Origin of the sequence: Mucilaginibacter calamicampi, from assembly GCF_042676765.1 — a bacterium.
Taxonomy (GTDB): domain Bacteria; phylum Bacteroidota; class Bacteroidia; order Sphingobacteriales; family Sphingobacteriaceae; genus Mucilaginibacter; species Mucilaginibacter calamicampi.
On the sequence record NZ_JBHTHU010000005.1, the window covers coordinates 572,396 to 596,756 of the forward strand.

Sequence of the window (24,361 nt, forward strand, 5' to 3'; positions counted from 1 at the left end):
TAGGTGTTAATAGAAGTTTGGAGGTTAAGCCGTCTTTCTTTTTAACGTGATAACGGTTATTTCAGGCCAAATACCCAACCTGCCCGAAAAGGCCAGAAAGCCAAAACCCCGGTTAACGTACAGGTTGCGGTTTTTTTGATTAACAAGGCCGGCCCAATCCAAATAACGGTATTGTACAGGGCTCCAACGTATACCCGCTACCTCTACGCCAAACTGCGCACCGTGGGTATGGCCGGATAAAGTAAGATGAATATCAATTGGGTTGTAGCGTACCTCTTCCTCCCAATGCGTTGGGTCATGCGATAACAGTATTTTAAAAGCGTTTTTATCAACACCTTGCAAAGCTTTTTTCAAGTCGCCTACCTGTTTAAATCCCTTACCCCAGTTTTCTACACCGATCAGCGATATTTTTTGACCGTTTTTTTCCAGATCGATGTTTTCATTCAATAGCAATCTAAAGCCAAGGTCTTTATGGTGCTGCTTTAATTTATCCAGATTTGCCTCTTTTGCCTGTGGACTTTCCCATTGCACATAGTCGCCATAATCGTGATTTCCTAATATCGAGAATTGTCCGTATGGAGAACGCAGCTTGCTGAAATTATCAATGTATTGCTCAATCTCGTCAGAGTGGTTATTTACCAGGTCGCCGGTAAAAACAAACAGATCGCTTTTTTGCGCTTGTGCCAGGTCTATGCCTTTTTGCATGGCGGCCTCATTGTCAAAACTTCCCGAGTGTATATCAGACAATTGTGTTATGGTGAAACCATCAAAAGCTTCGGGCAGGTCATCAAAATAAATGGTTTGGCGGTGTACTTTATAATCGTACTTGCCCCGTATTATAGCATAGATAAAACCAAAAAACGGAAAAGCGGCAATAAGCAAAGCCACTTCGCTTATAAACTTACGACGGCTTGGGAAGTGCGTAGCCGCTTTTGGCTCAGCAATCAGGCTGTATATACCTACAAAAAATCCGCCCAGATCGCCCAGGCCAAGTATTATGGCAAACACCAATTTCGTAACAAAGAACATCAGGAAAAGGCTCAGCATCCACTCGTTAAAGTGGCTCATACCGCTGCGGCCACGCATGGTGCCAAAGCTTATCAGAAATACTATTGTAACGGTGATTGACAGGAGGGGAAAGCCATATGCTAACAACCCGCGTGCTACCTGCGACTTCCAGTCGGCGGTGAGTGTTTTAAGGCCCGAGAAAACATACCAATCAAAAATGAAACTTATTACTGCAATAAATATGAAGATAGAAAAGAAGCCGCCTCTGCGCATAAATGGAAATGTATTTTAAACCGCAATTTAAAAAAGGAAAGCTAATCTGGATGTAAAATTTAGTTGCGTGATGAAATAAAAAATCCCCTGCAGTAAGCAGGGGATAAACTTTTATGTTTAATACTGGCGCGGCAGTGTATATCTGTGGTCGCGTTCGTAATAACTGCGGCCATAGTGCTCATAGCGGTCATTACTATAGCTGTGTATTCTCCTTGGATGGCGTTGCACTGTGCAGCTGCTTATTATAATTGTTAATATTATTCCCGTAAGTGCTATTATATTTATTATAAACTTTTTCATGATATCGCTCCCTTCTAAATCAAGTTCTATATCAATTAAACTATAAAAATTTATAAAGGTTTAAAAAAGCGATCAGGCGTTGGCCTGTTTTGCAGAAAGCCGGCTTATAAGTATGAATATGGCATTAAGTATTATAAATCCAACTAACAAAAATCCGCAGTTAGCCATTACCTTACCATAGCCCAAAGTATTTACCTCTAAAAAGTTATACGGATAATAACCCGTTAATGCACCGCGTACAAGAATGTAAATGGTATAGATAAGCGGATATACCAGCCACAAAAGTATATTTATCCACTTGATTAAGGGTTTATTGACCAAAAACAACCAGAATGCAATAAACGCTATAGGACTTACAATATGAAAAATATCGCTTGTTACTTTAAAAAGCCCCACCGGGTGAAATTGAGTACGCAGCATAAAATGATATACCAAGCCTACAATGGTTATATAGGCTGCCATGGCGCTTATTACATGGGGTTGGGCAAAAAAGCGTGCCCATTTTGATTGCGGCTTTATAACCAGCAAGCTTAGCAATAGCGCCAACAAAAAATTGGTTTGAATGGTGAAGTAGCTCAGCAATTGCACTATCGCTCCACCTAATGTTCGCCCTTTGTCAAGATAGTCGGGTATGGAAATGTAGAATTGAAGAACAATGCCAATCCATAAAAGAATGGCAAGCAGCGCCGCGAAGGTGAGTTTGACTTTGTTTTTCATTTCTTCTTTTTAACCCGTTTTTCTGAAGCAGCCTGCCATGCGGTTGTCAGGGCATCTTCCAGCATATCCAGCCTAACGGTGGCCAGTTCAAAAAAAGTGCAGCCATGCAGACCCCATTTGTTGGGTACTGGGTATATAACCGCCGGATCAAAAGCCGAAAACACCGATTGATCAACCAACGACAATTTAACCATAGCCCGCTGCTCGGGTACCCAAAGCGTTGCGAATGTGCGTTTGTTGGCTCTGAACGCCGGCTTGCCAAAATGGTCATATTCCTCTGTTCCCGGCAGGGACAGGGCAAACTGGCGTACGGTATCTATGCTGATCATAAAATTTGTGCAGGCGCTTGCTGAGGTTGATATTTTAGAATGAAGTTATAAGTAAATATTTATAAATGAAATGTTTCTGCGAAGGGAGGGCGGATATAAATAAAAAAGGCCCTTGTTTCCAAGGGCCTTAAGCATTTGTTCTTTGTTATTAATATCTTCTGTAAGGGGCGTAGTAGGGTTGGTTAACATAGTAACGGTGCCCACCTCTGTAACGTACAACCTGGCGATATCTTGCCGGACCGCGATGCGCAATTACCACGGGTCTGTGATATACTACCGGCCTATGGCGATACACTACCGGTCTGCTGTAAGCTACGGGCCTGTTATACACAACTACACGGCGCGGTGCAGGTGCGCCAATTTGTAAACCTACGCTTACCTGCGCTTCGGCAGCCTGAAATCCTAATACTAATGCTATTGTTGCTATGGCTAATTTTAAAGTCTTCATCATCGTATCTGTTAAGTAAACCTAATCTTGTTGTTTGTATTATTGAGACGCAGCCAACAACACAGGGTTTAACAAAACATTGCCAAAAAATATAATTTGCTGTTAAACAGCCTTATAAGTTTAGATGAGCAGCAATAAGTGTAGAAGAATATACACCTATCCGTACTATGATTTTGCCAGTTCTTCAAATAATTGCTTCTGTTTTTCGGTTAGATTGGTGGGTACCTGCACATCATACGTTATAAAAAGATCGCCATGCGCGGCAGTTTTTTTATAAACGGGCAATCCTTTTCCTTTTAATTTAACTTTTGTGCCATTTTGCGTTTCGGGCGCTACTTTAAGTTTTACTTTTCCGTTAAGCGTATCAATCGTCAAATCGCCGCCTAAAACAGCAGTATAAATGTCAATTTTAGCTATCGCGAACAGATCAGCCCCCTGCCGCCTAAAGCGTGTGTCCTCACTTACCAATAGTTTAATAAACAGATCGCCCGCAGGGCCGCCGTTAACACCTGCCGCGCCATGTCCGGCAACTCTAATGGTTTGCCCGTTCTCCACCCCGGCAGGTATGGTAATGCGGATGTTCTTTCCGTTTACAGTAAGTGTTTGTTTATGTGTTTCAGCGATCTGGTTCAGGTTAAGCTGTAGCTCCGCGTTATAATCCTGACCGCGGTAACGCGCCTGCCTGCCTCTGCCTGCACCGCCACCACCGCCAAACATAGATTGAAAGAAATCCGAAAAATCATCGCCGCTGCCAAAGCCTTCAAAGTCAAAACCCTGTTGGCCCCCGCCACCGTAGCTGCGTTGCTGCCCCTGTTGCTGTTGCCGGGCTTGGTCATAAGCGTCGCCATGTTGCCAGTTCTCGCCGTATTTATCGTATTTCTTCCGTTTTTCCGGATCGGCTAGTACCTCATTGGCTTCGTTAAGCTGCTGAAATTTTTTATTGGCTTCGGCATCATTAGGGTTAAGGTCTGGATGATACTTACGCGCCAGTTTGCGGTAAGCGTTTTTTATGTCTTTATCTGATGCGGTTTTATCTAACCCTAAAACCTTATAATAGTCAATAAATGCCATAGCAGTTTTTTGTAAATACTAAACTTTAAATATAGCAGATTGGTTTTTATAAATAAGTGACGGAAGTCAACTATGGTGGTTAGTCTAAAGATCTGTAGCGCCCGCGCGGCTTCGTTTTACATAGTTGCGTATATCTAAAACAATACCTGCAAAAAAGTAAAATATCAGCGGAAAGCCCACTGCTAAAAACGAGGAGTAAATAAAAAACAGCCTGATCTTAGAGATTGAAATATTAAAGCGCTCGCCTAAATAGGTACAAACCCCAAAGGAATGCCGTTCAAAAAAAGTGAGGAGTTGTTGCAACATAATTAATCAGGCTAACTTTAATATCTTATTTCCAATGCTGCATTGCAGGCATTTTTTGTAATTACAATAATAATTTTTCAGCTCCAGCAGCGCCTGCGATTCAAAAGCGGTTACCGCTTTAACACCTAACAAGTTAAAATCAGCAATTATCTGATTTTGTTCGCCGGGTAAACTTTCCAGCAGTTTCAAACTACGGTCTATGTAGTACTGTTGCTGATGGTGTTTGCCATAGCTGAACAAAAATACAGCTAAAGTGTTTAAAAGCAATATATTAATTGATGCCGCGCCTAAATTTTTGCCTAAAGGCTTTGATATTTTATCAAAACGATATCTGTCGTCCCAATAAGCGTTTACTTTTATCCCATCAAACAGCTCGCCCAGCGTTTTTACATCCCTTATGTCCAGTACTTTTGAGAAAAGGTGATTAGATGCCACAATTAATGCTGCAAACTGCGCCAGCCTTATGGTAGGGAAGTTTTGCGGACGTAAGCGCATAAACTTCCATAAGTGCTTTTCAATCGGCGTTAAGTTGTATTTTTTGTGCAGAAACGCGTACTCTTGTTTTAGCTGATTTGGATAATCGTCTGCAAAATCATCCTCCAGCATACCGGCCTGCCCAAATATCAAGGCTTCAATTTGTAGCGGATTGTTTTTGTTTTTAGCCAGAATGTTTTGCGGCAGCGACCGGGCCAGCAGTTCAAACGGCAACGCGTTGGTTTTAAAACCAAAGTTGGCTGCCAAAAACTGGTAAAAGGTTTCTTCCCAATCGCCGCGGTTAACCTCAAGGGCCGCAATTACCGCTGCCGATTTTTTTTCGAGCCGCTCAATCAATACCCGGGTAAGCCAGGTTCGCAGCGTAAAATCATCTAATTTGCCGATGCTGCTTTCGCAGGGAATAATGGTCTTTTCGCCATATACTAAATTGTGATACCTTAGGTACAATTCTTCGGGTATCCGATCCTTTAATTCAAGTGTAGGGATGCGCCGGCCATTAGCTAAAACAAGTGGTGCGTCGTCGCGGTAAACTACATGCAGAATAACATTGCTATAAGCGTAGTCGTTGGTGTGGTTATGTTTTTGCCAGTCGGACGAATTAATGTGCAGCTCTATATTTCCCGCCCAGGTAGTCTCGGCAATGCGAATGCGTCCGTTATGAAAATCAGGGCCTGAATCGGTGTTATGCAAACCGGCAGAGAAGATCTCCAGTTCATCACCATCGGTAGTTTGCAGTGCAGAACGTTCAAACAAACGGAACTTCCATACATAATGCAAAAAATCTTCTGTGATAAGCATGTAACTAAGGTAGGTGGTTTACTTCGAAAAACATAGCGATGGGTTTCAAACCAAGAGTGTTTTGAAAATTTGTGTGCGTAAAAACTCCTTCCTCGGGGAAGGGTGCGGTAGCCTGTGGAGTGGCGGGTAGGGGTTTCGCTCGGCGATAAACGGCGGTCTAACCCCTTCCTACACCTTCCCCGAGGAAGGAATCGCACAGGCCACCGCTTTCTTTAAATCTTGTTGAACTCTTCTTTACTTTCAAACCCATACACTATGCGGAATTTAAAATACTGCTCAACTCCTCTATTAACCCAACTTGCGCAATATTAAGCTTAACACAGGCCTCATCCACACCAAACCACCCCGCCCGGTCCACCTCCGGAAAGCTGGCCATTTTACCTGAACGCGGCGGCCATTCTATTTCAAAAGTATTGCTGACTATGATATTATCATCAATGTCACCCTCAACAGCCCATGCATGCACAATTTTGCCGCTCTTTAATTTTATGGGGGATAGTTTAATAAAATCGCCCTCAACCTGCTGACCTGTTTCCTCTAAAAATTCGCGTTTGGCAGCCTGTAGCGGATCTTCATCATCCAAAAATTCACCCTTAGGGATAGACCACGCGCCAGCATCCTTATTTTTAAAGAATGGCCCGCCCGGATGCACCAGGAAAACCTCTAATTGGCTATTGATGTTGCGGTAAAGTAAAATTCCGGCGCTTTGCTTGGGCATACTGCGGCTTTTGATAAATGTATCGTCAATATAGTTATTTTTGCCACACCATGCTCCCCCTTTAGGGGGCTGGGGGGCTAATGTTTACAGGAATAATAGAAACTTTAGGTACAGTAAGCAATTTACAACGCGAACAGGGCAACCTGCATATCACGGTTGAATCTGCTATATCAAACGAGTTGAAGATAGATCAGTCTGTTGGGCACAATGGCGTTTGTTTAACCGTTGTTGGCATTGCCGATGGTAAGCACACCGTAACCGCTATTGAAGAGACGCTGAACAAAACCAGCTTAGGGCATTTAAAATTAAATGACCCGGTAAACCTGGAGCGCTGCATGCAGATGAACGCGCGTTTGGATGGCCATATTGTACAGGGCCATGTAGACCAAACCGCCACTTGCACCGGTTTTAAAGAATTGGATGGCAGTTGGGCATATACATTTGAATATGATGCCGCATTGGGTAATGTTACGGTTGAAAAAGGTTCTATCTGTGTAAACGGCATTAGTCTTACAGTAGTTAACTCGCGGGCCAATAGCTTCTCTGTGGCGATAATACCATATACCTATGAGCATACTAATCTGCACAATGTACGCCAAGGCTCTGTTGTGAACCTTGAGTTTGATATTATTGGCAAATATGTTGCGCGTTTAATGCAACGCTAAGTTTATTTTGCCTTAGTTGTTAATTGCTCTAAACGACTTTTGCCGTAGGCGATGTAATCCTTTTCTGCTGTTTCATCGGGCTTTGATGCAAGATATTTCCTAAAGTATTTTATCGCGTTCTTTTGGTCATTCAGCTTCACATCATACAAATTGGCCAGGAAATAAAGGGTAAGCGGCTTTTCGTCATACAATAACGCTTTTTGATAGGATGCCTGGGCTTTGCTCAACTGGTTAATGGTTTCGTAGCTATCAGCCATTTCGGCGTAGTAGGTGTTTGTACTGGGCGATATACTCAGCTTAATCGCTTTTTCAAATAGGGGAATAGCATTTTTTTGGTCCTTCATTTGTTTATAGCAAGCTGCGGCAAAATAAGCCGTTACTTCGGTTTGTGATGTTTCTGGCAGCGCCATCAAAACTTCAACTCCGCAGCGGTAATTTTTAGTATGATAATAGGCCACGCCTAATTTAGTGACAACGAACACAGATTCATCGCCGGCTTGCAATAGCTGTTCGCCCGTTTTTACAGCAAGCGGCCATTTTTTTTGTGCCGATGCCAGGCGGAGCAGACTTTCAAGTAATATAATGTTTTCAGGATCTGCCGCTATGGCTATTGACAATACTTTTTCGGCTTGCTTAAATTGCAGCAGCCTTACGTAAGCATCGCTCAGGTCTGATGCAACGTCAAACTCAGTCGAATCCAGCTTATTGGCTTTTTGAAGATAGATAAGCTGCGAGACGATATCGGCCCGTTTTATACTGAAATTGGCCAGGTCTTTATAAACATCAAAATTGCCGCTGTCTATCAAAATGTATTTTTTCAGGAAGCCCTCTGCTTTAAAAACATTGCCGCGACGCAAATTTATGTTAGCCATATTTTGCAGTGAGTTTTTATCCGTCGTATCGCGGTCATACATCCGCTGATAAAAGTTCTCGGCATCAGGCAGTTTACCACCCATTGACGCGGTATAGGCCAGCCTGGATAGTTCCTTTGCATCAGTAACCGGCTCTGTATACACAGTTTTTAAATAGCTAAATGCGTCAGCATAGCGGTTATTCTGGTAATACTCTAGTAATAATCCATCATCGGTTTTACGGGTTTGCTGTGCTAAACAAATGGCACAGGAAGCAACAAATATCAGGAGCGTACTAAATGTCAATTTCATTTAACTAAATTATTAGTTAAAATCCAAATATCCAAATTTTAAACAAAAAAGCATTTAAGGCGTTGCTTTTATAGTTTAACTAAAAAACATACTTATGGATACGTTAAAGAAATTTGGATTGATGGAGAAGATAGTGCACGAGTTGGAAGATTTAAGGCACAGCCAGCAAGCCATTATGCAGAAGCTTACCAAGATAGAAGTGGATAATATTGACTTGGGCGATAAAAGGTTAGAAAAAGTGCTGCCTGATATGCACCAGCGTATTGCAGATAACCTGGATGCCATAGCTGCGTTGATGGAAGACTTTACCGAGCAGACCGACAAATTCGGTGATAAGAACAACATCACCGCGCTGAAGGAACAGCAAGAAATTGAAAATTTAAAATAGTAAAAGCCCCGAAAGGGGCTTTGTTATTTCTTTGTATTTAAGTTCCTGGTATGTACAGCATTAACGCGGGCAAATTTATTAGTAGCTGGCCATATTAATGTTGTTATTCCTATTACAACAATACCACCGATAATTGATGCTAAACAGTGCGATGACTTGCCAGGTGTTAAGATTATTATGTGATTGACCATCGATAAAAAGCCATGAGGTAGTGGTGCGTGAAAAGGTTATAAGGCGCGAATTAGCGAAGTTATTACCCCAGTGTAACCCGATTACCAACCAAATGCTACCTGAACGCAGAAAAGCCGTTGAAAACATTAAATAACCCAATAGCAAAGTTGACGCATAAAAAACAAAATTCCAGACATTGCCGCCCCAAACATCGTGCATGCAAATAAAAAAAACAGCGAACAAAGCGGTTGCTATTCGTTTATTTGTAAGCTCAATTAGTTTCACATAACAGTATCCCACTATAATAAAGTCCTGCACCACTGTAGTAGGTAAAACAGCCCAGAAAGCTTTAAACAACAACGAGCCATCTATTATATGGCTGGCAGAAATATGATCATTTCGCACCAACGCGCCAATGTAGAAAGACAATAAGAAGGAAGCTATACCTAATAACAGCCCCAGCGGCAAGAGTAATAAATAGCGGGGGGTTAGATCAAAGCCTAAAAAACTAAAATTTCTTCCCTCGCTGCGCAGCATTACCCAGTTAACAATAATTACCAGTAAGGTACCAACAGGTACAAAGGGTATATTGATAAAACCGCTGCCAATAAGTGAGGCCGCCAGCAATAATACACCAAGAACAAATCGGGATAAATGGGGATAAGATTTAAACAAGTTTTTCATTTCGGAGGCTAAATTAGTACCTTCAAACGCGAATCATATATAATTGTATAAAACGTCGCCGCAATGTCGCTAAATGTCATTACCGAAATATCCTCTCTAACACCCGCGCAGACAGCCGGTATTGTAAAGAAGGGACGGCTTGAAAAACCGCTGACCCAGAAGGAACTGGCCGATCTGTCCGGAATTAGCCTGCGCTCGCTTCAGCGTATTGAAAATGCCGAAGTGCTGCCGCGTTTGTATACACTACGCCTGCTGGCTAAACATATTAACCTTGATATAAGTTCCTCATCCCAATCATCACCGGTTTCAGAAGCTTCTATCGCAATACCATTAAAACCCAACTTGGCACGCAAATGGATTTTAAGCATAAGCTCGCTTGTATTTATTGTGCTATCTTTTTCTGCCTTCGTAATCCAATCGCCTACATTTCCGGAGAACTTATTTGAAACTGTGAACATGGTTCGGGCAGGCTGTATCATTTACACAGTTATTCTTTATAACATTTGGAAGTAAGATATAAGTGAGTGGTATATCAAGATCTGTCAGAATTTCTGATCATATTTTTTTTGCGTTTTTGTAAGGTTAACTTATCTTTCCAAACAAAAAGCCTTTTGCATTTCCCTGTTGATATTTCTATTTGGGGTGCCGCCATCCCGCTGCACCTTATTTTCGAAACGCTTGCTTATTTTATTGGCTATCGATACTACGCCTACCTACGTAAGCACCAGCCCGATCTGATCAGCGATGAAAACCGCATATATATATTTATCTGCTCCGCGTTTGGTGCTTTCATCGGCTCACATCTGGTGGGTATTTTTGAAAATCCCGCCGGTCTTTCTCATTTTAGTTTGATCTACTTTATGAGTAACAAAACTATTTTAGGTGGTATGCTTGGCGGCCTGGTAGGGGTTGAACTTGTTAAAAAGTATATTGGTGTAACTGTTTCCTCCGGCGATCTGATGGTTTATCCGCTTATTTTGGCGATGATAATTGGCAGGATAGGTTGCTTTTTGGCCGGCCTTAAAGATGGTACTTTTGGTACAGCGTCGTCTTTACCCTGGGCTATTGATCTTGGCGATGGCGTGCCGCGGCACCCCACCAATTTATACGAAATTTTATTTTGGATATTGCTTCGGCTGGCGCTTGTTTTAATCGAACGGAAATATACTTTTTCTAATGGATCAAGATTTAAGGTGTTTATGGCCAGCTATTTAATTTTCAGGCTATTAATTGAGTTTATTAAACCTGCATATTTTTTCCCGATAGGTTTATCAACTATACAATTGGTTTGTATAGCAGGTATTTTGTATTATTATAAAGTTTTTATAAAGCCGTATAACCTTTTACAACTAAAACCGCATGCCTGAGCGCCCATATATTTATTATGATTTTACGCAAAGTGTTTGCTCAACTTGCTTACGCCGGGTTGATGCCAAGATAGTTTTTGAAGATGAAAAGGTATACATGCTGAAAAACTGCCGTTTGCATGGCTCTGAAAAGGTATTGATAGCTACTGATATTGAATACTATAAAAACTGCCGCAACTACGCCAAGCGCAGCGAAATTCCGCTTAAATTCAATACCAAAACCCATTATGGCTGCCCGTATGATTGTGGTTTGTGCCAGGATCATGAGCAGCATTCGTGCCTTACTATTATTGAAGTTACAGACAGGTGTAATTTAAGCTGCCCAACGTGTTATGCTATGTCATCGCCCAGCTATGGCAGGCACCGCACACTGGAGGAAATTGAGGCGATGCTGGATGTGGTTGTTGCGAATGAGGGCCAGCCCGACGTAGTGCAGATAAGCGGTGGAGAGCCGACCGTACACCCGCGTTTTTTTGAAATTTTAGACATCGCCAAAACAAAACCTATCCGCCATTTAATGCTAAATACCAATGGTATAAGGATAGCCAAAGACGAAAGTTTTGTTGCAAGATTAGCAACTTATATGCCCGATTTTGAGATCTACCTGCAGTTTGACTCCTTTAAAAAAGAAGCATTAGAGCAGTTGCGCGGCGAGGATCTTCGCGAAGTGAGAGAGAAAGCTATTGCTAATCTTAACAAATACAATTTGTCGACAACACTGGTTGTTACGCTGCAAAAGGGCCTAAATACAGATGAAATAGGCGAAATAATTGAATATGCGCTTAAGCAACCCTGCATTCGTGGAGTTACATTTCAGCCAACGCAACAGGCCGGGCGATTGGAAAACTTTAACGCACAAACCGACCGGTACACGTTAACCGAGGTGCGATCTGCCATTTTAGAACAAACCAATATTTTTAATGCTGCGGATCTGATACCGGTACCTTGTAACCCTGATGCACTGGTGATGGGTTACGCGTTAAAAATCAATGGGCAGGTTTTTCCGCTTACGCGGATGATAGACCCGAATGATCTGTTGGATAATTCAAAAAACACCATTGTTTATGAGCAGGATGAACAGCTGAAGGGCCATTTGTTGAATATGTTCAGCACAGGTAATTCGGTTGATAAGGCAACGGAGCATTTAAAATCTATCATGTGCTGCCTGCCTGAAATAGCCGCGCCAAACCTTGGGTACGATAACCTTTTCAGGGTAATTATAATGCAGTTTATTGACGCGCAGAATTTTGATGTAAGGGCAATTAAAAAGTCGTGCGTACACATCGTTAATAAAGACCTTAATATAATCCCTTTTGAAACCATGAATATGTTTTATCGGGATGATAAAATTGGATATCTAAACCAATTGAAGGAGGAAATGAAATGGATGTAAATGAAGGAAACAACATCCCGGAAAATAAAAAGGATTGGACAATGAGGATTGTCGCTATTAATCTCGTGTTAATGATCATTTACACGATTGTTTTCCGATCAATGAAGGGTAATTATTTGGCACTTACTGCGGGTTTTTTTATGGCAATACAGATAGTAATTTGCCTATTAACTGCCATATTTTTTCAGCCAAAGGCTTTCTTGTTGAGCGCGCTTGCTATTTTATTGATTGGTTTTTCTACCTGTCAGATAGCTTTTTCGGGCAATATGTAGGCGTTGCTAACTATTTAAAGGAGTAAACAAAATGGATGTAAACCAAACCCCGCAGGAGGAGGCCCCGAAAAAACAGTATTCACAAATTAAGATAGTAGGGATTAACCTGCTTGTATTGGCAGTTTATGGTATACTGTCTAAAGTAGCGCCACACGGAGAAGGTTGGACCTACTACGCTTTTTTAATAGCTATCCACTTCTTATTCTGTATTTGCGCGGCTATTTATAATAGAAATTGGATGTGGGTTTTAAGCGCTTTGCTGGTGTTGGTAATTGGGTTTTCTACGTGCGTTGGGTCACTTTAGTACTGAAAATAAGCCGGAAATTTTTGGGACAAAATTTGCCATTTTTCACAACATGTCTGTAAATCAATTATTTAACCTTTTTTTTACAGCTAAATTTCCTGACGAATAAGTAGTCTCACTTTGTCCCACAAAAAATCTTCAAACGACTAGCTGTCAAATGGTTGCTGAAAATTCTGTCCCAACTTGTCTCATTTTGTCTCACATACCAGCGGGACAGAAAGCTACTTCACGGTTAAGCTGTTATTCTTTCTGTTCACATCAGGCAGGGCCAAATCAGGGTCAATACTAATACTTTCAACCGCGGAGATGGTCGGCATGATGAAAGTAGTGGCCTTGTTCTGCAGCCAGGTTTCCACAGGTAGTTTCATGCGGTATTTATTACCATCCTTTAGCTTGGCCTCAATACTATATGGCATGGCCATAGCTTCCTTGTTGGCCACCACCACTTCCACGCCATTTTTGGCGTCGCCATCCACATAATTAGCGCTGATGAGTGCAAGGTCAAGTTTATAGTTATTCATAAACCATCCGCGCCAAAACCAGGCAAGGTCTTCGCCGGCTCCATTTTCCATAGCCCGGTAAAAGTCGTCGGGCTGGGGGTGTTTGTAAGCCCATTTGCGGATGTAGTTGCTAAAGGCGTAGTCAAAACGGTCTTTTCCCAACACCTGCTCGCGTAGCAATATCAAGCCAAAAGCAGGTTTAAAATAGGTTAGGGGGTGACGGTACTTTTCGGGTATAGCATCAGGATAGGTATTTATCGCGGGCGAGGCCGGGTCAATTATAGCCGGAATGATCTCATCGGCCGGGTTACCGCCGCCGGGCGCATACTCGCCGTCGCGTTTTGGCGCGTATTCGCCCTTATTGATCACGTCTGATGCGTAAACGTCTATAAACGTGTTAAATCCTTCGTCCATCCACGCAAAGCGCCGCTCGTTAGATCCCACTATCATCGGGAACCAGTTGTGTCCTATCTCGTGCGCGGTTACCCAGAACAACTCTTTGCCTTTATCGTTAATGCCATCAAACAGAATGCCCGGGTACTCCATACCTCCGGCAAGGCCGGCCTCATTTATAGCTGCCGGGTAAGGGTATGGGAACCACTTGGTTGAGAAGTATTCTATCGCGCCTTTCAGGTATTCGGTTGATCGACCCCAGGCATCGTTGCCCGCACTCTCAACCGGGTAAACCGACATGGAGATCGACTTTTTACCGCCCGGAAGATTGATCCTTGCCGCATCCCACATAAAGGCACGCGATGCGCCAAAAGCTACATCGCGAGTGTTCAACATTTTAAAATGCCACGTAAGCGTGCCCTTGTTCACCGGTCGTGATGCAGGATCGGTAACTTCCTGCGCTGTGCGTATCATCACGGTTTTATCGCTGTTACGGGCGGCAGCCAGGCGACTGATCTGTTTGGCGGTCAACACTTCGTTAGGGTTAACCAACTCACCCGAGCCAGCCAAAATCATATCCCATGGCACCGTAACGCTGTAATCAATATCGCCATACTCACAGTAAAACTCGCCGCTGCCTAAAAAGGGGAGTGTATCCCAGCCGTTTGAATCATCATATACGCACATCCTCGGAAACCATTGGGCAATCTCGAAGATAGTACCATTCTTAGTTTGGGTATAGTCCGTCCGGCCCCCAAAGGCACCAGGGATGGTGTAGTGGTAATTGATGAGCATGTTGATCTTGCCCCCCTTCGCCGCTAAAGCCTTCGGTAAGCGAATTTGCATCCGGGTATCCGTAACAACGTAATTTACTTTCTGCACCTTGCCATTAACCGAAATAGCAACCGACTCAATAATATAACCATCGGTATGCTGGTCGACCTTGGGCTGGTTGCCGGTAACAAAGTTAGACCGCGCATCTTTCTTGTAGGTGTTCTGATCCATTTGCAGCCACAGGTAACCCAAAGCATCCGGACTGTTATTGGTATAGGTTATAGTTTCGGAGCAGGTGAGCAACTTGCTTGCGGTATCTATTTTGGCTTTTAACACATAGTCGGCGCGGTTTTGCCAGTATTTGGGGCCGGGCTCGCCATTAGGGGAATGTATTTCATTGCCTTTCTCAGTATAAAATTGCGGCGAGAACAAAGCCGCCGGATTATAATTAGATCTGATGGTATCGTTGGCTGTATTACGTGGCTTGCGTTGGGCCTGCGTAAATAAAACGCCAAAGGTTAGGGCCAACAAAGCGAAGAGTTTAAGTTTCATGCGTATCAGTTAAGGATAGCAATATACAAAAACAGGTTTAAGCGGCTATAACATATCAGCCAAAATACCCTCTTTAAGCGAATTGGTGCAAAGTTTAATAGTAGCTACCTTGAGCGTATCCATAACAAAGCGGGTAAGCAATGATGCCACCACTATCATATCCACGCGGATAGAAACAATGCCCTCCATGCTTTTACGCTGCTGGTGCGACGATGCGATAAGCTTATCGGTAACGGCAATTAGTTCCGAAGTTTCAAATGGGTAGTTTTTAATGTTTTTAAGGTCGAAGGGATTGCGTTTATCCAGTTCAATAATCTCGGCAAAGGTTTCAAACGCGCCCGATGAACCTATAATACTTTCTACTTTGTATTGCTTAGCCGCCTTAAAAAGCGGGGCCAGTTTTTCCTCCAGGTAGAAATGAAGCTCAGCAATCGATGAAGCAGGAATAGGGTCGACCTGGTGAAACTTATCCATTAACCGCGCGGCACCTATTTCAAAACTCTGTTTCCAAAATATTTCATCAGCGTTGCATAAAATGAACTCCACGCTGCCCCCGCCAATATCCATAATAAGCGATGTTTGCGCGCCAAGGCTGCCAGCCAGTTTAACCCCTTTATAAATGTATGTAGCTTCCTGTTCGCCGTTTATCAGTTCTATGTCGATGCCGGTTAGCACACGTACCTTGTCAATAAATTCCTGTCCGTTAGCAGCGTTGCGCAGGGCGGAAGTGGCTACGGCCTTTATGCTATCAACACTGTTCTTCGCAATATCCTGCTCATATTGCTGCATAGCTGCCATACCGCGTTCAAAAGCAGCAGGAATGATCACGCCTTTGTTAATGCCACCTTCGCCTAATTTTGCGGGTAAGCTTTTATGCACTATTTCATTATAAGCAGCGGCTGTACCTTGCGCAATAAGTAAATGAAAAGTATTAGTGCCGAGGTCCATTACGGCGACAGTTTTTTGCTGGCTCATAAACAAGTATGTGCCGTAATAATGCAAAAAATAATTTAATGTTTTAAGCGATGGATATTTGGCACCTGAATTTACTTCGTCAGATAAAATATATCCGCGTATTTACCTACAGTGCCGTTGTCTTTGTCAGCTTCGCTGTTGTTTATAAAAAGCTTATCTATTTGAGGCTGAGTAGTGTTAAACTGCAGTTTAAGCTCGTAAACAGGCTCGTTGCCCAATTTAAGGTATATGCTTTCTCCCGATTGTTTTACAGTGTTTATCCCTGCGGTATATAAGGTGTTGAAGGCGAAATTTTCATTACCGTAAGAAAATGGTGGCCTGATATAAAATGCAAGCTGTGTTGCATTCCCGTTCGCGTCTTTTTTAAACAATTGTATATCGCTTTTTGCGTAAGCCGCCGCATTTTTATCACTTAGCAAGTCAGCACCTGCGGCATTTTTAATAACTAACATAAGCTCGGGCTGTTGTATTGGCGAGCATCCGCAAAGGCCGCCACCGTCTATATTGGTTTTTTTGCAACCTACACCGGCTATAAAAATGATAAAGCAAGCAATTAGAAATTTTTTCATGGGAAGAGTTTAGCGTAATTTACCGGTAAAACGTTTTGCATACGCATTACGCTACATCTAAATGTGATTTATTTATGATGTTTAAAAAGCGAAAAAGCGCCGTATCCTGCCATTAGGATCGGCGCTTTTTGGTTTCAAGAAGTTTATTTAAAGCTGAATAGCAACGGAAATATAAAGGTTACTATGATAGTCCACACAAAATAAACAGGTAAGTAGGATGCGATCACTTTCCCAACTTCGCTAATTTCCGTCCGCTTGGTAAGTGTTCTGAAAAGGCTTACAGTAACCAACACCAGATTGATCAATATCAACACGTTCCCGCCCATAACAGCCAGCCGGTTAGGGGTAATGCCGAGTGTTGCAATGCGATATATAATTGCAGATAATGCCACGCCGTTAACAATAATAGTTATGATGGACAGAAATGCAAGCACCCATATTTCAGCTTTGGTTTTTTGTGTTTTTGCCGTTTCAGCAGCAGAGAAGAAGATGATGGCTAAAACCCCCGCCAGCAAGGCGTTAAAGATCAGCAGAAACTCCCTGTCATTGTACGGGTTTTTCCCCGAGTAGACAATTGCCACTAAATAAACAACAAGCATTACAGTAACCAACGGACTGAAGATCCTGGCAATTACCGGAGACACTTTGCCTACCAGTTGCGGATTAGTTTGCGTTAAGAAGGTGCCTACTATAGGCGCTGCAGCAAGGCCGAATATGGCTATGTTTTTAAAGTAAAATTCCTCTATCCTTAATCCAATTAGCGAGAACAAACCTACAGTAATAGCGCTCATCAGTCCACCTGCTATTAGTATAAGCGCGGTCATTACAACCAGGTCTCCGTTGTATTTTAAAAAACTGAGACGTTTTTGAACATTGTTTACAGTTTCGCCAACATAAACGAAACCGGTAATGCACCAAAGCAGCAAGGCCAGGTGGATACACGACAAGATCAGCGTATCACTGGTTTTTACATTGGGGAGCAGATTAATAAAAACAAGTCCGGCAAGCATCGCGACCGCGCTGAAAGCTATCTTACCGGCAGATAATTTGTTACGCCAGGCAAAATAAGCGGACACAAAAGGAAAGACGATAAAACCAATATTACGCGGATAGAAAAACTCTTCGTCTATCGTGAAAAAGTGCGGAAGTTTAGCTATCAAGCCAGCAATTAAAGATATCACTACAACAAATATCAGTTCGCCTTTTATGCCCCAGTTGATATCGTCACTTTCATAATTTAACCTTTCGTGCCAAAAATCAGCCAACTGATTGCCTTTCAGTTCGGGGTATATCACATCAAAAGCCCGTTTAAATGGCGCCTTATTGGCACGATACATCTTTTCTAAACGAGCCGGATTGTCTAAATGAGTAAATATTTCTTCTTTCATGTTGTACACCAATTTAGGAACACTCAAAGGTAAACAAAAGTACTTTGTATTTCAAAGTAATTATTGAAAATATTTTCTCTAGTACAATTTATGCGAGGAAAATCAATGCGATACAGCCTTTAAGCCAATGATTGAACCTATAAGCGTAGTAATAAAAAACATTCGCCAAAAGGTTGCGGGGTCTTTAAAAACAACTATCCCAATAATTGCGGTTCCTACCGCGCCTATGCCTGTCCACACAGCATAGGCTGTTCCTATAGGGAGGGTTTGAGTTGCTTTTACCAATAATATCATACTTATGGCCATGGTAACAATAAAGCCGCCAAACCAAAGGTACATTGGGGTGCCCGATGTTTCTTTTACCTTACCGAGGCAGGATGCAAAAGCTATTTCGAATAGCCCGGCAATAATTACGATTAACCAGTTCATAAGTGTTTTTGGGCAAATGTATAATATCCGCCTATAAGTAGGCGATTTTAACACTATAAATGCGAACAACTACAAATACATGTCCAACTCTCCTTTACCTTCACGGATGATCTCAAAATCGCCGGAGGTACAGTCGACAACGGTGGAGGGTATATTATCGCCATATCCACCGTCTATCACCAGATCAACAAGCTCCTGGTATTTTTCATAGATCAACTCCGGATCGGTTGAGTACTCAATAACGTCGTCATCATCGTGAATAGAGGTAGACAGGATAGGGTTCCCCAATTTCTTCACAATACACCGCGCTATATTGTTATCGGGAACACGGATACCCACTGTTTTTTTGTTTGAACTTAACAACTTGGGCACATTGTTATTGGCGTTGAAAATAAAGGTAAAAGGCCCCGGCAACGCCTTTTTCAGCACACGGAAAGTGGTATTGTCAATAGGTTTTATAAAGTCGGATATGTGGCTCAGATCATAACACACAAAAGAGAAATTTGCCTTTTCTGGCTTAATATTGCGCATCTTACAAATTTGCTCAATGGCCCGGTGATTGGTAATATCACAGCCCAAACCATAAACCGTATCAGTAGGGTAGATGATGATGCCGCCTTTACGCAGCACCTCCGCCACCTGTTGAATGGATTTCTCGTTAGGGTTTTCCGGATATATTTTAATGAGCATGTTTTTTTGATTTCGGATTTCGGATGTTCTATTTCGGACGTTTTTCCCTTAGTAAACCATTGAACTTTACTACTGTTTTAATAGAACGCAAGATACCTAAAAATCAAGAAAGCCTTCCTGTGATATCAGGAAGGCTTTCTTTAATTAAAATTTATAGGAAACTACTTTTTAGCTGTAGCGGCTTTCGCTCCGGCTTTGGGCGTGTTCCAGTAAATAAATACACCACGGTTGGTAGCTGTAACCAGATCAATAGTGCCGTCCTTATTTAAGTCGGTTGCCAAAACGTCTGATCCTACTCCCGAACGGTTATGCACCAACTCCGGAACAAACTTAGCGCCACCCGGCGCTTTTGGGTCGCGTACGGTTTTGTATATGTAAACAACCGGCGCGCTGTAAGGATCAGGATCCAGGTAGGTATCCAGGTGACTGTAGTAACGTTTACCTGTTATAAAATCGGTAATACCGTCGCCATCCATATCAGCAAATGCGGCACCATGCGCTTCAGTAAAGGTTACATCGCCTGCATTTTTGGTAGAGTAATCGTCGGCTATCATGTGTCTTACAAACGATATTTTACCTGCGGCATCACGTTTTTGTTCAAACCAGGCAAGGCCAAAACCGTGCGCGTTAAGGCTGGCTACAACATCGTTCAATTTATCACCGTTAACATCATAAACACCCATGGACGAGCCACCAAAGAGCGAACCGCGTTTACCGTACCGGCCAAATGCCTGCGGATGGTACTCCCACATCATTTTGCCATCGTAATTTTTTGGATGTTCAAACCAGCCATTTGCGTTCAATACATCTAAAAGGCCATCGCCATTGATGTCCCCAACGCCAACACCATGTTGGGAGGATGTGCCACGCTCAGATATAGCGGTTTGAATCCATGGTTTTGTTGGATCAGCCGGATCTGGTTTGGCAAATTTCATTTGGCCTCCGCCACCGTATATCAGTTCAGGTTTGCCGTCGCCGTCAATATCTCTGAATATGGTACTCTCTGATTGTACGCCCTGTACAACAGTATATTTATCCCAACGGCGAGATTCGCCTTTAGGGTTGATAAATAACGAACTTGTTGACGGGCCGGTTAATACGTCCGGCCATCCATCGCCGTTAAAATCATAAGTATACTGACAATTATAAGCAGTAAAGTTTTTTGAAGGGCTTACTGATGAAGCGAACTCAATTTCGCGCGATTTTTTAAAATCAGGGCCATAGTAAATTATCGGTCCGGCAACTATGTCCATAATACCATCACGGTTAAAATCGCCCGCTCCGGCTGCCCATGAGTAGTACATATCCTGTATATGCTGAACTTTAAAGCGTGATGAAGTTAGCTCGTTATCCAGTTTTTTAATGGCTGCATCATTGTAAGCCAATTCACTAAACTGCACTTCGCCGGTTCCGTTCACCATTAAAGCTATCGGGCCAAAACCATTAGCTACCTCTGTTGCCGTCATGTTTTCGCCACCGTCATTAAAGAAAGCGCGCATTACATCAAGGTCAAGTATATCTTCAAATTGATTCCACTCGCCTGGTTTTACTGCTGTATTTGGGCGGGTTAGAGGCAATTGCACCGTTGATGCAGCCGCCCCACCCGGGCCACCCGGACGAGGGCCACCAGCGCCCCGTGCAGGTGCGTTAGGGTCAACCACGGGAGCCTGACGGATAATGCCATTAACATTGCGCAATTTTTCGCGACTTAGTTCTTTGCCCTGTGCATCCAGTTTTACTTTATACGAGCCTGTTTCGCTACCTTTTGATGATACCAGGAAGCCCTGCCAGCCATCGGCAGTTTTCTCTAAACGGAATAAAAAGCCAACCTCGGTGTTTGCATCCGGTTTATACAAAGTTCGGATGGCCACATCCTGAAATGATTTATCAGATATCAGGTACCCGGTACCATTGGCTTTTGCCGTAATAATACCATTACTGGCCTGCCAGTTTGCATTGCCTAAAGTATGCCAGCCCGTAAGCGCCGAACCTTTAAAAACATAATCGGGTTTCAGACTTACACTTCTGCCGTTAAAGTCACCGTTTACGTCTTGCCCATAGGAAAATGCGGCGAGCGCTGTTAACAGCAGGGTTGAAATTGTGCGTTTCATTTTTTTCTATTTAGAGTGTTATAATTGGCTGTATTTTCAATTGGTTAAGCAATTTATTTCTTTTTATCAGGTAAAGCAAATACCATGTAGCCGGATGGATAAAGCCCCGGTTTTTTTGCGCGTTCGCCTGCTTCTACGCCAAATGCGCTTGTAGCCGGAACCACCAGGTATTGTTTTCCATTAACCTGATAGGTGCTCATTGGCCCGTCTGTATCTTTTGGCAAATCGTATTTCCATAAAACTTTGCCGTTATCGGCATCAAAAGCGTATAGTTGCCCGTTGGCTATAGTTGCAAATAACACACCTGTAGATGTTACTACCATGCTTTTGCGCTGCGAGCCTGCAGGCACCCCCATTTCATCAGCCCCTGTTTTTAAAGGAATTCGCGCATCTTGTCCATAAGGTTTCTTCCAAAGCACGGTGCCTTTATTCAGATCGTAAGCGGTAATGGTTGTCCACGGCGGGTTAACCAGATCTGTATTTGAAAGTCCGTAAGGAGTAGTATACCTATCATAATTGGGCACACCCTCAGGGTAATCCGTCATGGTTTTAGTTGGCCGCTGCGCGTTGAATGCCACAGCATCAGGCGCGCCTCCGGTTGCTACAACAGGGCCCTTAGGTACTGCAGCGGCACGCGGCGCACCGCCAAAACCACCCGGCCTGCCCCCGGGCGCTCCCGCAGGAGGGCCTCCGGCACCTCTTCCGGTTACAAAACTATATATACCGGTTAACGTAGTTTCATCAATGTGCGCAAAAGGCGGCATCTGCCCCTTACCGGTAGCTACCAGCGTTTTAAATGCCTCAAGGTTTATACGCGTTGCAATATTATTTATAGCTGGTCCTACAGCGCCTTCGCGGTTAGCACCGTGGCACGACTGGCAATTTTGTACATAAGCCGTCTGCGCTGCAGACATGGCCGCTGCCGAGATTGGCGTATTACGCGCCGGTGTTTTGGTAAGTTTATAAATAGACGCATGGTTCATGGAAGCAACGTAAACAATACCCTTTTTAGGGTTAGAGGCTGTATTGCCCCAGTTGGCCCCACCCACAGCGCCTGGCATGGCAACTACTTCATATTTATCACTTAATGGCGTAAATAAGCCGGTTTTAGTGGCGGCTACCCTGCGTTTCATAGTATCAGCATGACCCGGACTCCAATAAGGATTCAAGTCCTCAACGCTAACCTTTTGCCGGGTAAATGGCGGCAGCGTAGAGTGGGGTTGAGTTGGCCATGCCTGTTCGCCGGCTACATCGCTTTTCGGTACGGGGCGCTCTTCAATAGGGAATAGTGGGTCGCCGGTTACCCTGTCAAATACGTATAAAAAGCCTTGTTTGGTGGCTATGGCAACGGCATCAATGCTTTTGCCATTTTTATCCACCGTGATCAACTGCGGAGCCGCGGTAATATCATAGTCCCATATGTCATGATGCACAGTTTGATAATGCCATAACCGTTTGCCTGTGCGTGCGTCTAAAGCAACAATACAATCGCTAAAAAGGTTAGCGCCTATACGGTCCGCTCCATAGTAATCATATGTTGGTGAGCCAAGCGGAACATAAACTATCCCGCGTTGAGCGTCTATTGACATTTCGCCCCAGCAATTAACGCCCCCTATGTATTTGTAGGCTTCTTTTGGCCATGTTTCGTAGCCAAACTCACCCGGTTCAGGGATGGTATGGAAAACCCAGGCCAGTTTGCCGGTTATTACATTATAGGCCCTGATATGCCCAGGCGAAGAAAACAGGCCCTCGCCGGGTGAAGAACCCAGTACGATCACATCTTCAAAAACCTGCCCCGGTGTACCCGAAGCCGCACGACCTATGCTTTCAGGATCACGATTCAGATCATTTTTTAAGGAGATATAGCCATTGTTGCCAAAGGTGAGAATGGATTTACCTGTAAGCGCGTCAATCTCCTGCAATGTGTTGTTTAACGAGAAGATAAGGCGGCGGTCTTTGCGGTCCTTACTTTCCCAGTAGTTAAGGCCCTTACGTGTAATACCGGCTAAGTTGGCATGGATCCATATCTCTTTACCGTTAACGGCATTAACTGCTATTAGCGAGCTATTCTTTCCCATCAGATACATAATGGTATCGATAACAATAGGGTTAAAGGTATACTCTGTATTATCCATTGTTGGATAATGCCAGGCCACCTGTAGCTGTGTTACATTTTTCTTATTAATCTGCCCTAACTCTGAGTACCGGGACATATCTGCACTGCCTCCATAGGTTGTCCATGTTTTAAAGGGAACAACACCGTTAATAGTTTTAACCATAGCATCCTTGCGAGACATACAGCCAACGACGACTATGGTGGACACAAGCGCAGCCAGGCCGATCTTTCTCCACGTTCGGCGGGTTGTTTTTTTGTAAATGTTTGAATTCATATAGCGTTTAGTATAATGGGTTTTATTACAAGCACTATTAACCTCAATACCAAATAAAGACATTCCGAAGAAATGCCTTGTTCAAAATAAAAAAATAAACCTGCTGGCTTTAGGTAATTGGTATAATAGCTGGCTTAAAAATACTAAATAAGGCGAAAGTATACGCTTTACTAATGTATTAATTAGCTATTAACAAAGAAATCAGATATGGGCAAATTGTTGCAAAGTATCGCCTAAATGTTACAGGAAAATCAATGCAAACGATGTAGTGTTTAAATGGTTGATTTTTAGATCAGCGGCTTTGTATTCCGTTCTCTAAAATATTCAATCTTAGCCATAAACATATCAGCCATGGCTTGTCCGCGCCATTTGGCATCATCGGCTTTAGAGCCTTCAAAAAAACTATCTACAGTTGTTCGCCAAAGCCCTAACCAGCGTTCAAAATGAGCGGGGCTTACAGGTAACTTGGCATGCGGAGGAAACGGACTGCCAAAATAAGTATGCTCTTGCAGTAAAACGGTTTGCCAAAAGGTGTACATCTTGGCCAGGTGCGGTGTCCAGTCGCTGATAACACTATTGAAGATAGGGCCTATCAGATCATCATTCTGTACTTTGCCGTAAAAGGTATCAACCAATAGTTTTATATCATCCAGGTGGGTTATGTCCTTCTTCATCGCCTTAAATATTCGTCAAAATTAAGTTAAATAGGGCATAGGTACT

The 24,361-nt window shown here is 43.2% G+C and carries 26 protein-coding genes; 6 read left to right on the forward strand and 20 right to left on the reverse strand.

The features are described 5' to 3' along the window. Positions 1 to 24: 24 nt before the first annotated feature. From ACFQZS_RS08250 to ACFQZS_RS08290, 9 genes are all read right to left on the reverse strand, one after another. Positions 25 to 1,281 carry a metallophosphoesterase gene (locus tag ACFQZS_RS08250; RefSeq protein WP_377099102.1) on the reverse strand — a complete coding sequence of 419 codons (1,257 nt, stop codon included), beginning with the start codon at positions 1,279 to 1,281 and terminating at the stop codon, positions 25 to 27. 117 nt (positions 1,282 to 1,398) lie between these two features. Next, the gene (locus ACFQZS_RS08255; RefSeq protein WP_377099104.1) at positions 1,399 to 1,581 is read right to left on the reverse strand and encodes a hypothetical protein; all 183 of its coding nucleotides are present in this window, start codon (positions 1,579 to 1,581) and stop codon (positions 1,399 to 1,401) included. 72 nt (positions 1,582 to 1,653) lie between these two features. After that, complete coding sequence (locus tag ACFQZS_RS08260; protein WP_377099106.1) at positions 1,654 to 2,298, reverse strand: Pr6Pr family membrane protein; 645 nt, start codon at positions 2,296 to 2,298, stop codon at positions 1,654 to 1,656. Beyond that, entirely contained in the window at positions 2,295 to 2,627 is a 333-nt protein-coding gene (locus ACFQZS_RS08265) for an MmcQ/YjbR family DNA-binding protein (RefSeq protein ID WP_377099108.1), read from the reverse strand. The genes ACFQZS_RS08260 and ACFQZS_RS08265 overlap by 4 nt, the downstream gene beginning before the upstream one ends. 148 nt (positions 2,628 to 2,775) lie before the next feature. Continuing rightward, positions 2,776 to 3,078: a hypothetical protein gene (locus tag ACFQZS_RS08270; RefSeq protein WP_377099111.1), complete on the reverse strand. Its 303-nt coding sequence runs from the start codon at positions 3,076 to 3,078 to the stop codon at positions 2,776 to 2,778. Between the two features lie 162 nt (positions 3,079 to 3,240). Next, positions 3,241 to 4,146 carry a DnaJ C-terminal domain-containing protein gene (locus tag ACFQZS_RS08275; RefSeq protein WP_377099113.1) on the reverse strand — a complete coding sequence of 302 codons (906 nt, stop codon included), beginning with the start codon at positions 4,144 to 4,146 and terminating at the stop codon, positions 3,241 to 3,243. Positions 4,147 to 4,230: 84 nt separating this feature from the next. Further along, positions 4,231 to 4,452 carry a PspC domain-containing protein gene (locus ACFQZS_RS08280; protein WP_377099115.1) on the reverse strand — a complete coding sequence of 74 codons (222 nt, stop codon included), beginning with the start codon at positions 4,450 to 4,452 and terminating at the stop codon, positions 4,231 to 4,233. Between the two features lie 6 nt (positions 4,453 to 4,458). Continuing rightward, on the reverse strand, positions 4,459 to 5,745 hold the full coding sequence (locus ACFQZS_RS08285) for a DUF2851 family protein (protein WP_377099117.1): 1,287 nt from the start codon (positions 5,743 to 5,745) through the stop codon (positions 4,459 to 4,461). Between the two features lie 253 nt (positions 5,746 to 5,998). Beyond that, positions 5,999 to 6,463, reverse strand: coding sequence for an NUDIX domain-containing protein (locus ACFQZS_RS08290; RefSeq protein WP_377099119.1), 465 nt, complete (start codon positions 6,461 to 6,463; stop codon positions 5,999 to 6,001). A gap of 80 nt (positions 6,464 to 6,543) precedes the next feature. On the opposite strand from ACFQZS_RS08290, the gene ACFQZS_RS08295 reads away from it, so the two are divergent. Further along, positions 6,544 to 7,128, forward strand: a complete 585-nt coding sequence (locus ACFQZS_RS08295; RefSeq protein WP_377099121.1) for a riboflavin synthase — start codon at positions 6,544 to 6,546, stop codon at positions 7,126 to 7,128. 2 nt (positions 7,129 to 7,130) lie between these two features. Here ACFQZS_RS08295 and ACFQZS_RS08300 read toward each other — a convergent pair whose 3' ends face one another. Beyond that, entirely contained in the window at positions 7,131 to 8,291 is a 1,161-nt protein-coding gene (locus ACFQZS_RS08300; protein WP_377099123.1) for a tetratricopeptide repeat protein, read from the reverse strand. Positions 8,292 to 8,385: 94 nt separating this feature from the next. On the opposite strand from ACFQZS_RS08300, the gene ACFQZS_RS08305 reads away from it, so the two are divergent. Continuing rightward, positions 8,386 to 8,679 (forward strand): hypothetical protein, encoded by a 294-nt coding sequence (locus ACFQZS_RS08305; protein WP_377099125.1) that lies wholly within the window; start codon positions 8,386 to 8,388, stop codon positions 8,677 to 8,679. Between the two features lie 78 nt (positions 8,680 to 8,757). Here ACFQZS_RS08305 and ACFQZS_RS08310 read toward each other — a convergent pair whose 3' ends face one another. Then, complete coding sequence (locus tag ACFQZS_RS08310) at positions 8,758 to 9,534, reverse strand: CPBP family intramembrane glutamic endopeptidase (RefSeq protein WP_377099127.1); 777 nt, start codon at positions 9,532 to 9,534, stop codon at positions 8,758 to 8,760. Between the two features lie 63 nt (positions 9,535 to 9,597). On the opposite strand from ACFQZS_RS08310, the gene ACFQZS_RS08315 reads away from it, so the two are divergent. From ACFQZS_RS08315 to ACFQZS_RS08330, 4 genes are all read left to right on the forward strand, one after another. After that, the gene (locus tag ACFQZS_RS08315; protein WP_377099129.1) at positions 9,598 to 10,047 is read left to right on the forward strand and encodes a helix-turn-helix transcriptional regulator; all 450 of its coding nucleotides are present in this window, start codon (positions 9,598 to 9,600) and stop codon (positions 10,045 to 10,047) included. 98 nt (positions 10,048 to 10,145) lie between these two features. Further along, the gene (locus ACFQZS_RS08320; RefSeq protein ID WP_377099131.1) at positions 10,146 to 10,901 is read left to right on the forward strand and encodes a prolipoprotein diacylglyceryl transferase; all 756 of its coding nucleotides are present in this window, start codon (positions 10,146 to 10,148) and stop codon (positions 10,899 to 10,901) included. Beyond that, positions 10,894 to 12,294, forward strand: coding sequence for a radical SAM protein (locus tag ACFQZS_RS08325; RefSeq protein WP_377099133.1), 1,401 nt, complete (start codon positions 10,894 to 10,896; stop codon positions 12,292 to 12,294). The genes ACFQZS_RS08320 and ACFQZS_RS08325 overlap by 8 nt, the downstream gene beginning before the upstream one ends. Before the next feature lie 303 nt (positions 12,295 to 12,597). Then, positions 12,598 to 12,870: a hypothetical protein gene (locus ACFQZS_RS08330; RefSeq protein ID WP_377099135.1), complete on the forward strand. Its 273-nt coding sequence runs from the start codon at positions 12,598 to 12,600 to the stop codon at positions 12,868 to 12,870. Positions 12,871 to 13,091: 221 nt separating this feature from the next. Here ACFQZS_RS08330 and ACFQZS_RS08335 read toward each other — a convergent pair whose 3' ends face one another. The 9 genes from ACFQZS_RS08335 to ACFQZS_RS08375 all read right to left on the reverse strand — a co-directional run bounded on the left by ACFQZS_RS08335 (position 13,092) and on the right by ACFQZS_RS08375 (position 24,315). Continuing rightward, a complete protein-coding gene (locus ACFQZS_RS08335) occupies positions 13,092 to 15,089 on the reverse strand; it encodes a M1 family metallopeptidase (protein ID WP_377099137.1) in 1,998 nt (665 codons plus the stop codon). A gap of 45 nt (positions 15,090 to 15,134) precedes the next feature. After that, positions 15,135 to 16,064: a Ppx/GppA phosphatase family protein gene (locus tag ACFQZS_RS08340; RefSeq protein ID WP_377099139.1), complete on the reverse strand. Its 930-nt coding sequence runs from the start codon at positions 16,062 to 16,064 to the stop codon at positions 15,135 to 15,137. A 71-nt stretch (positions 16,065 to 16,135) separates the two neighbouring features. Beyond that, positions 16,136 to 16,633 (reverse strand): hypothetical protein, encoded by a 498-nt coding sequence (locus ACFQZS_RS08345; RefSeq protein ID WP_377099141.1) that lies wholly within the window; start codon positions 16,631 to 16,633, stop codon positions 16,136 to 16,138. 143 nt (positions 16,634 to 16,776) lie between these two features. Beyond that, the gene (locus tag ACFQZS_RS08350) at positions 16,777 to 18,021 is read right to left on the reverse strand and encodes a hypothetical protein (RefSeq protein WP_377099143.1); all 1,245 of its coding nucleotides are present in this window, start codon (positions 18,019 to 18,021) and stop codon (positions 16,777 to 16,779) included. A 102-nt stretch (positions 18,022 to 18,123) separates the two neighbouring features. Continuing rightward, positions 18,124 to 18,450: a DMT family transporter gene (locus ACFQZS_RS08355; protein WP_377099144.1), complete on the reverse strand. Its 327-nt coding sequence runs from the start codon at positions 18,448 to 18,450 to the stop codon at positions 18,124 to 18,126. Between the two features lie 69 nt (positions 18,451 to 18,519). Then, entirely contained in the window at positions 18,520 to 19,140 is a 621-nt protein-coding gene (locus tag ACFQZS_RS08360; RefSeq protein ID WP_377099146.1) for an L-threonylcarbamoyladenylate synthase, read from the reverse strand. Between the two features lie 161 nt (positions 19,141 to 19,301). Continuing rightward, complete coding sequence (locus tag ACFQZS_RS08365) at positions 19,302 to 21,251, reverse strand: FG-GAP repeat domain-containing protein (RefSeq protein WP_377099148.1); 1,950 nt, start codon at positions 21,249 to 21,251, stop codon at positions 19,302 to 19,304. A 53-nt stretch (positions 21,252 to 21,304) separates the two neighbouring features. Beyond that, a complete protein-coding gene (locus tag ACFQZS_RS08370) occupies positions 21,305 to 23,641 on the reverse strand; it encodes an outer membrane protein assembly factor BamB family protein (RefSeq protein WP_377099150.1) in 2,337 nt (778 codons plus the stop codon). 287 nt (positions 23,642 to 23,928) lie between these two features. Continuing rightward, positions 23,929 to 24,315 carry a group III truncated hemoglobin gene (locus ACFQZS_RS08375; RefSeq protein ID WP_377099152.1) on the reverse strand — a complete coding sequence of 129 codons (387 nt, stop codon included), beginning with the start codon at positions 24,313 to 24,315 and terminating at the stop codon, positions 23,929 to 23,931. Positions 24,316 to 24,361 lie beyond the last annotated feature (46 nt).

What these genes read in the sequence shown, in the direction of transcription:
- ACFQZS_RS08250 (WP_377099102.1), bottom strand. Translation starts at nt 1,281, where the DNA reads ATGCGCAGAGGCGGCTTCTTTTCTATCTTCATATTTATTGCAGTAATA.
- ACFQZS_RS08255 (WP_377099104.1), bottom strand. Translation starts at nt 1,581, where the DNA reads ATGAAAAAGTTTATAATAAATATAATAGCACTTACGGGAATAATATTA.
- ACFQZS_RS08260 (WP_377099106.1), bottom strand. Translation starts at nt 2,298, where the DNA reads ATGAAAAACAAAGTCAAACTCACCTTCGCGGCGCTGCTTGCCATTCTT.
- ACFQZS_RS08265 (WP_377099108.1), bottom strand. Translation starts at nt 2,627, where the DNA reads ATGATCAGCATAGATACCGTACGCCAGTTTGCCCTGTCCCTGCCGGGA.
- ACFQZS_RS08270 (WP_377099111.1), bottom strand. Translation starts at nt 3,078, where the DNA reads ATGATGAAGACTTTAAAATTAGCCATAGCAACAATAGCATTAGTATTA.
- ACFQZS_RS08275 (WP_377099113.1), bottom strand. Translation starts at nt 4,146, where the DNA reads ATGGCATTTATTGACTATTATAAGGTTTTAGGGTTAGATAAAACCGCA.
- ACFQZS_RS08280 (WP_377099115.1), bottom strand. Translation starts at nt 4,452, where the DNA reads ATGTTGCAACAACTCCTCACTTTTTTTGAACGGCATTCCTTTGGGGTT.
- ACFQZS_RS08285 (WP_377099117.1), bottom strand. Translation starts at nt 5,745, where the DNA reads ATGCTTATCACAGAAGATTTTTTGCATTATGTATGGAAGTTCCGTTTG.
- ACFQZS_RS08290 (WP_377099119.1), bottom strand. Translation starts at nt 6,463, where the DNA reads ATGCCCAAGCAAAGCGCCGGAATTTTACTTTACCGCAACATCAATAGC.
- ACFQZS_RS08295 (WP_377099121.1), top strand. Translation starts at nt 6,544, where the DNA reads ATGTTTACAGGAATAATAGAAACTTTAGGTACAGTAAGCAATTTACAA.
- ACFQZS_RS08300 (WP_377099123.1), bottom strand. Translation starts at nt 8,291, where the DNA reads ATGAAATTGACATTTAGTACGCTCCTGATATTTGTTGCTTCCTGTGCC.
- ACFQZS_RS08305 (WP_377099125.1), top strand. Translation starts at nt 8,386, where the DNA reads ATGGATACGTTAAAGAAATTTGGATTGATGGAGAAGATAGTGCACGAG.
- ACFQZS_RS08310 (WP_377099127.1), bottom strand. Translation starts at nt 9,534, where the DNA reads ATGAAAAACTTGTTTAAATCTTATCCCCATTTATCCCGATTTGTTCTT.
- ACFQZS_RS08315 (WP_377099129.1), top strand. Translation starts at nt 9,598, where the DNA reads ATGTCGCTAAATGTCATTACCGAAATATCCTCTCTAACACCCGCGCAG.
- ACFQZS_RS08325 (WP_377099133.1), top strand. Translation starts at nt 10,894, where the DNA reads ATGCCTGAGCGCCCATATATTTATTATGATTTTACGCAAAGTGTTTGC.
- ACFQZS_RS08330 (WP_377099135.1), top strand. Translation starts at nt 12,598, where the DNA reads ATGGATGTAAACCAAACCCCGCAGGAGGAGGCCCCGAAAAAACAGTAT.
- ACFQZS_RS08335 (WP_377099137.1), bottom strand. Translation starts at nt 15,089, where the DNA reads ATGAAACTTAAACTCTTCGCTTTGTTGGCCCTAACCTTTGGCGTTTTA.
- ACFQZS_RS08340 (WP_377099139.1), bottom strand. Translation starts at nt 16,064, where the DNA reads ATGAGCCAGCAAAAAACTGTCGCCGTAATGGACCTCGGCACTAATACT.
- ACFQZS_RS08345 (WP_377099141.1), bottom strand. Translation starts at nt 16,633, where the DNA reads ATGAAAAAATTTCTAATTGCTTGCTTTATCATTTTTATAGCCGGTGTA.
- ACFQZS_RS08350 (WP_377099143.1), bottom strand. Translation starts at nt 18,021, where the DNA reads ATGAAAGAAGAAATATTTACTCATTTAGACAATCCGGCTCGTTTAGAA.
- ACFQZS_RS08355 (WP_377099144.1), bottom strand. Translation starts at nt 18,450, where the DNA reads ATGAACTGGTTAATCGTAATTATTGCCGGGCTATTCGAAATAGCTTTT.
- ACFQZS_RS08360 (WP_377099146.1), bottom strand. Translation starts at nt 19,140, where the DNA reads ATGCTCATTAAAATATATCCGGAAAACCCTAACGAGAAATCCATTCAA.
- ACFQZS_RS08365 (WP_377099148.1), bottom strand. Translation starts at nt 21,251, where the DNA reads ATGAAACGCACAATTTCAACCCTGCTGTTAACAGCGCTCGCCGCATTT.
- ACFQZS_RS08370 (WP_377099150.1), bottom strand. Translation starts at nt 23,641, where the DNA reads ATGAATTCAAACATTTACAAAAAAACAACCCGCCGAACGTGGAGAAAG.
- ACFQZS_RS08375 (WP_377099152.1), bottom strand. Translation starts at nt 24,315, where the DNA reads ATGAAGAAGGACATAACCCACCTGGATGATATAAAACTATTGGTTGAT.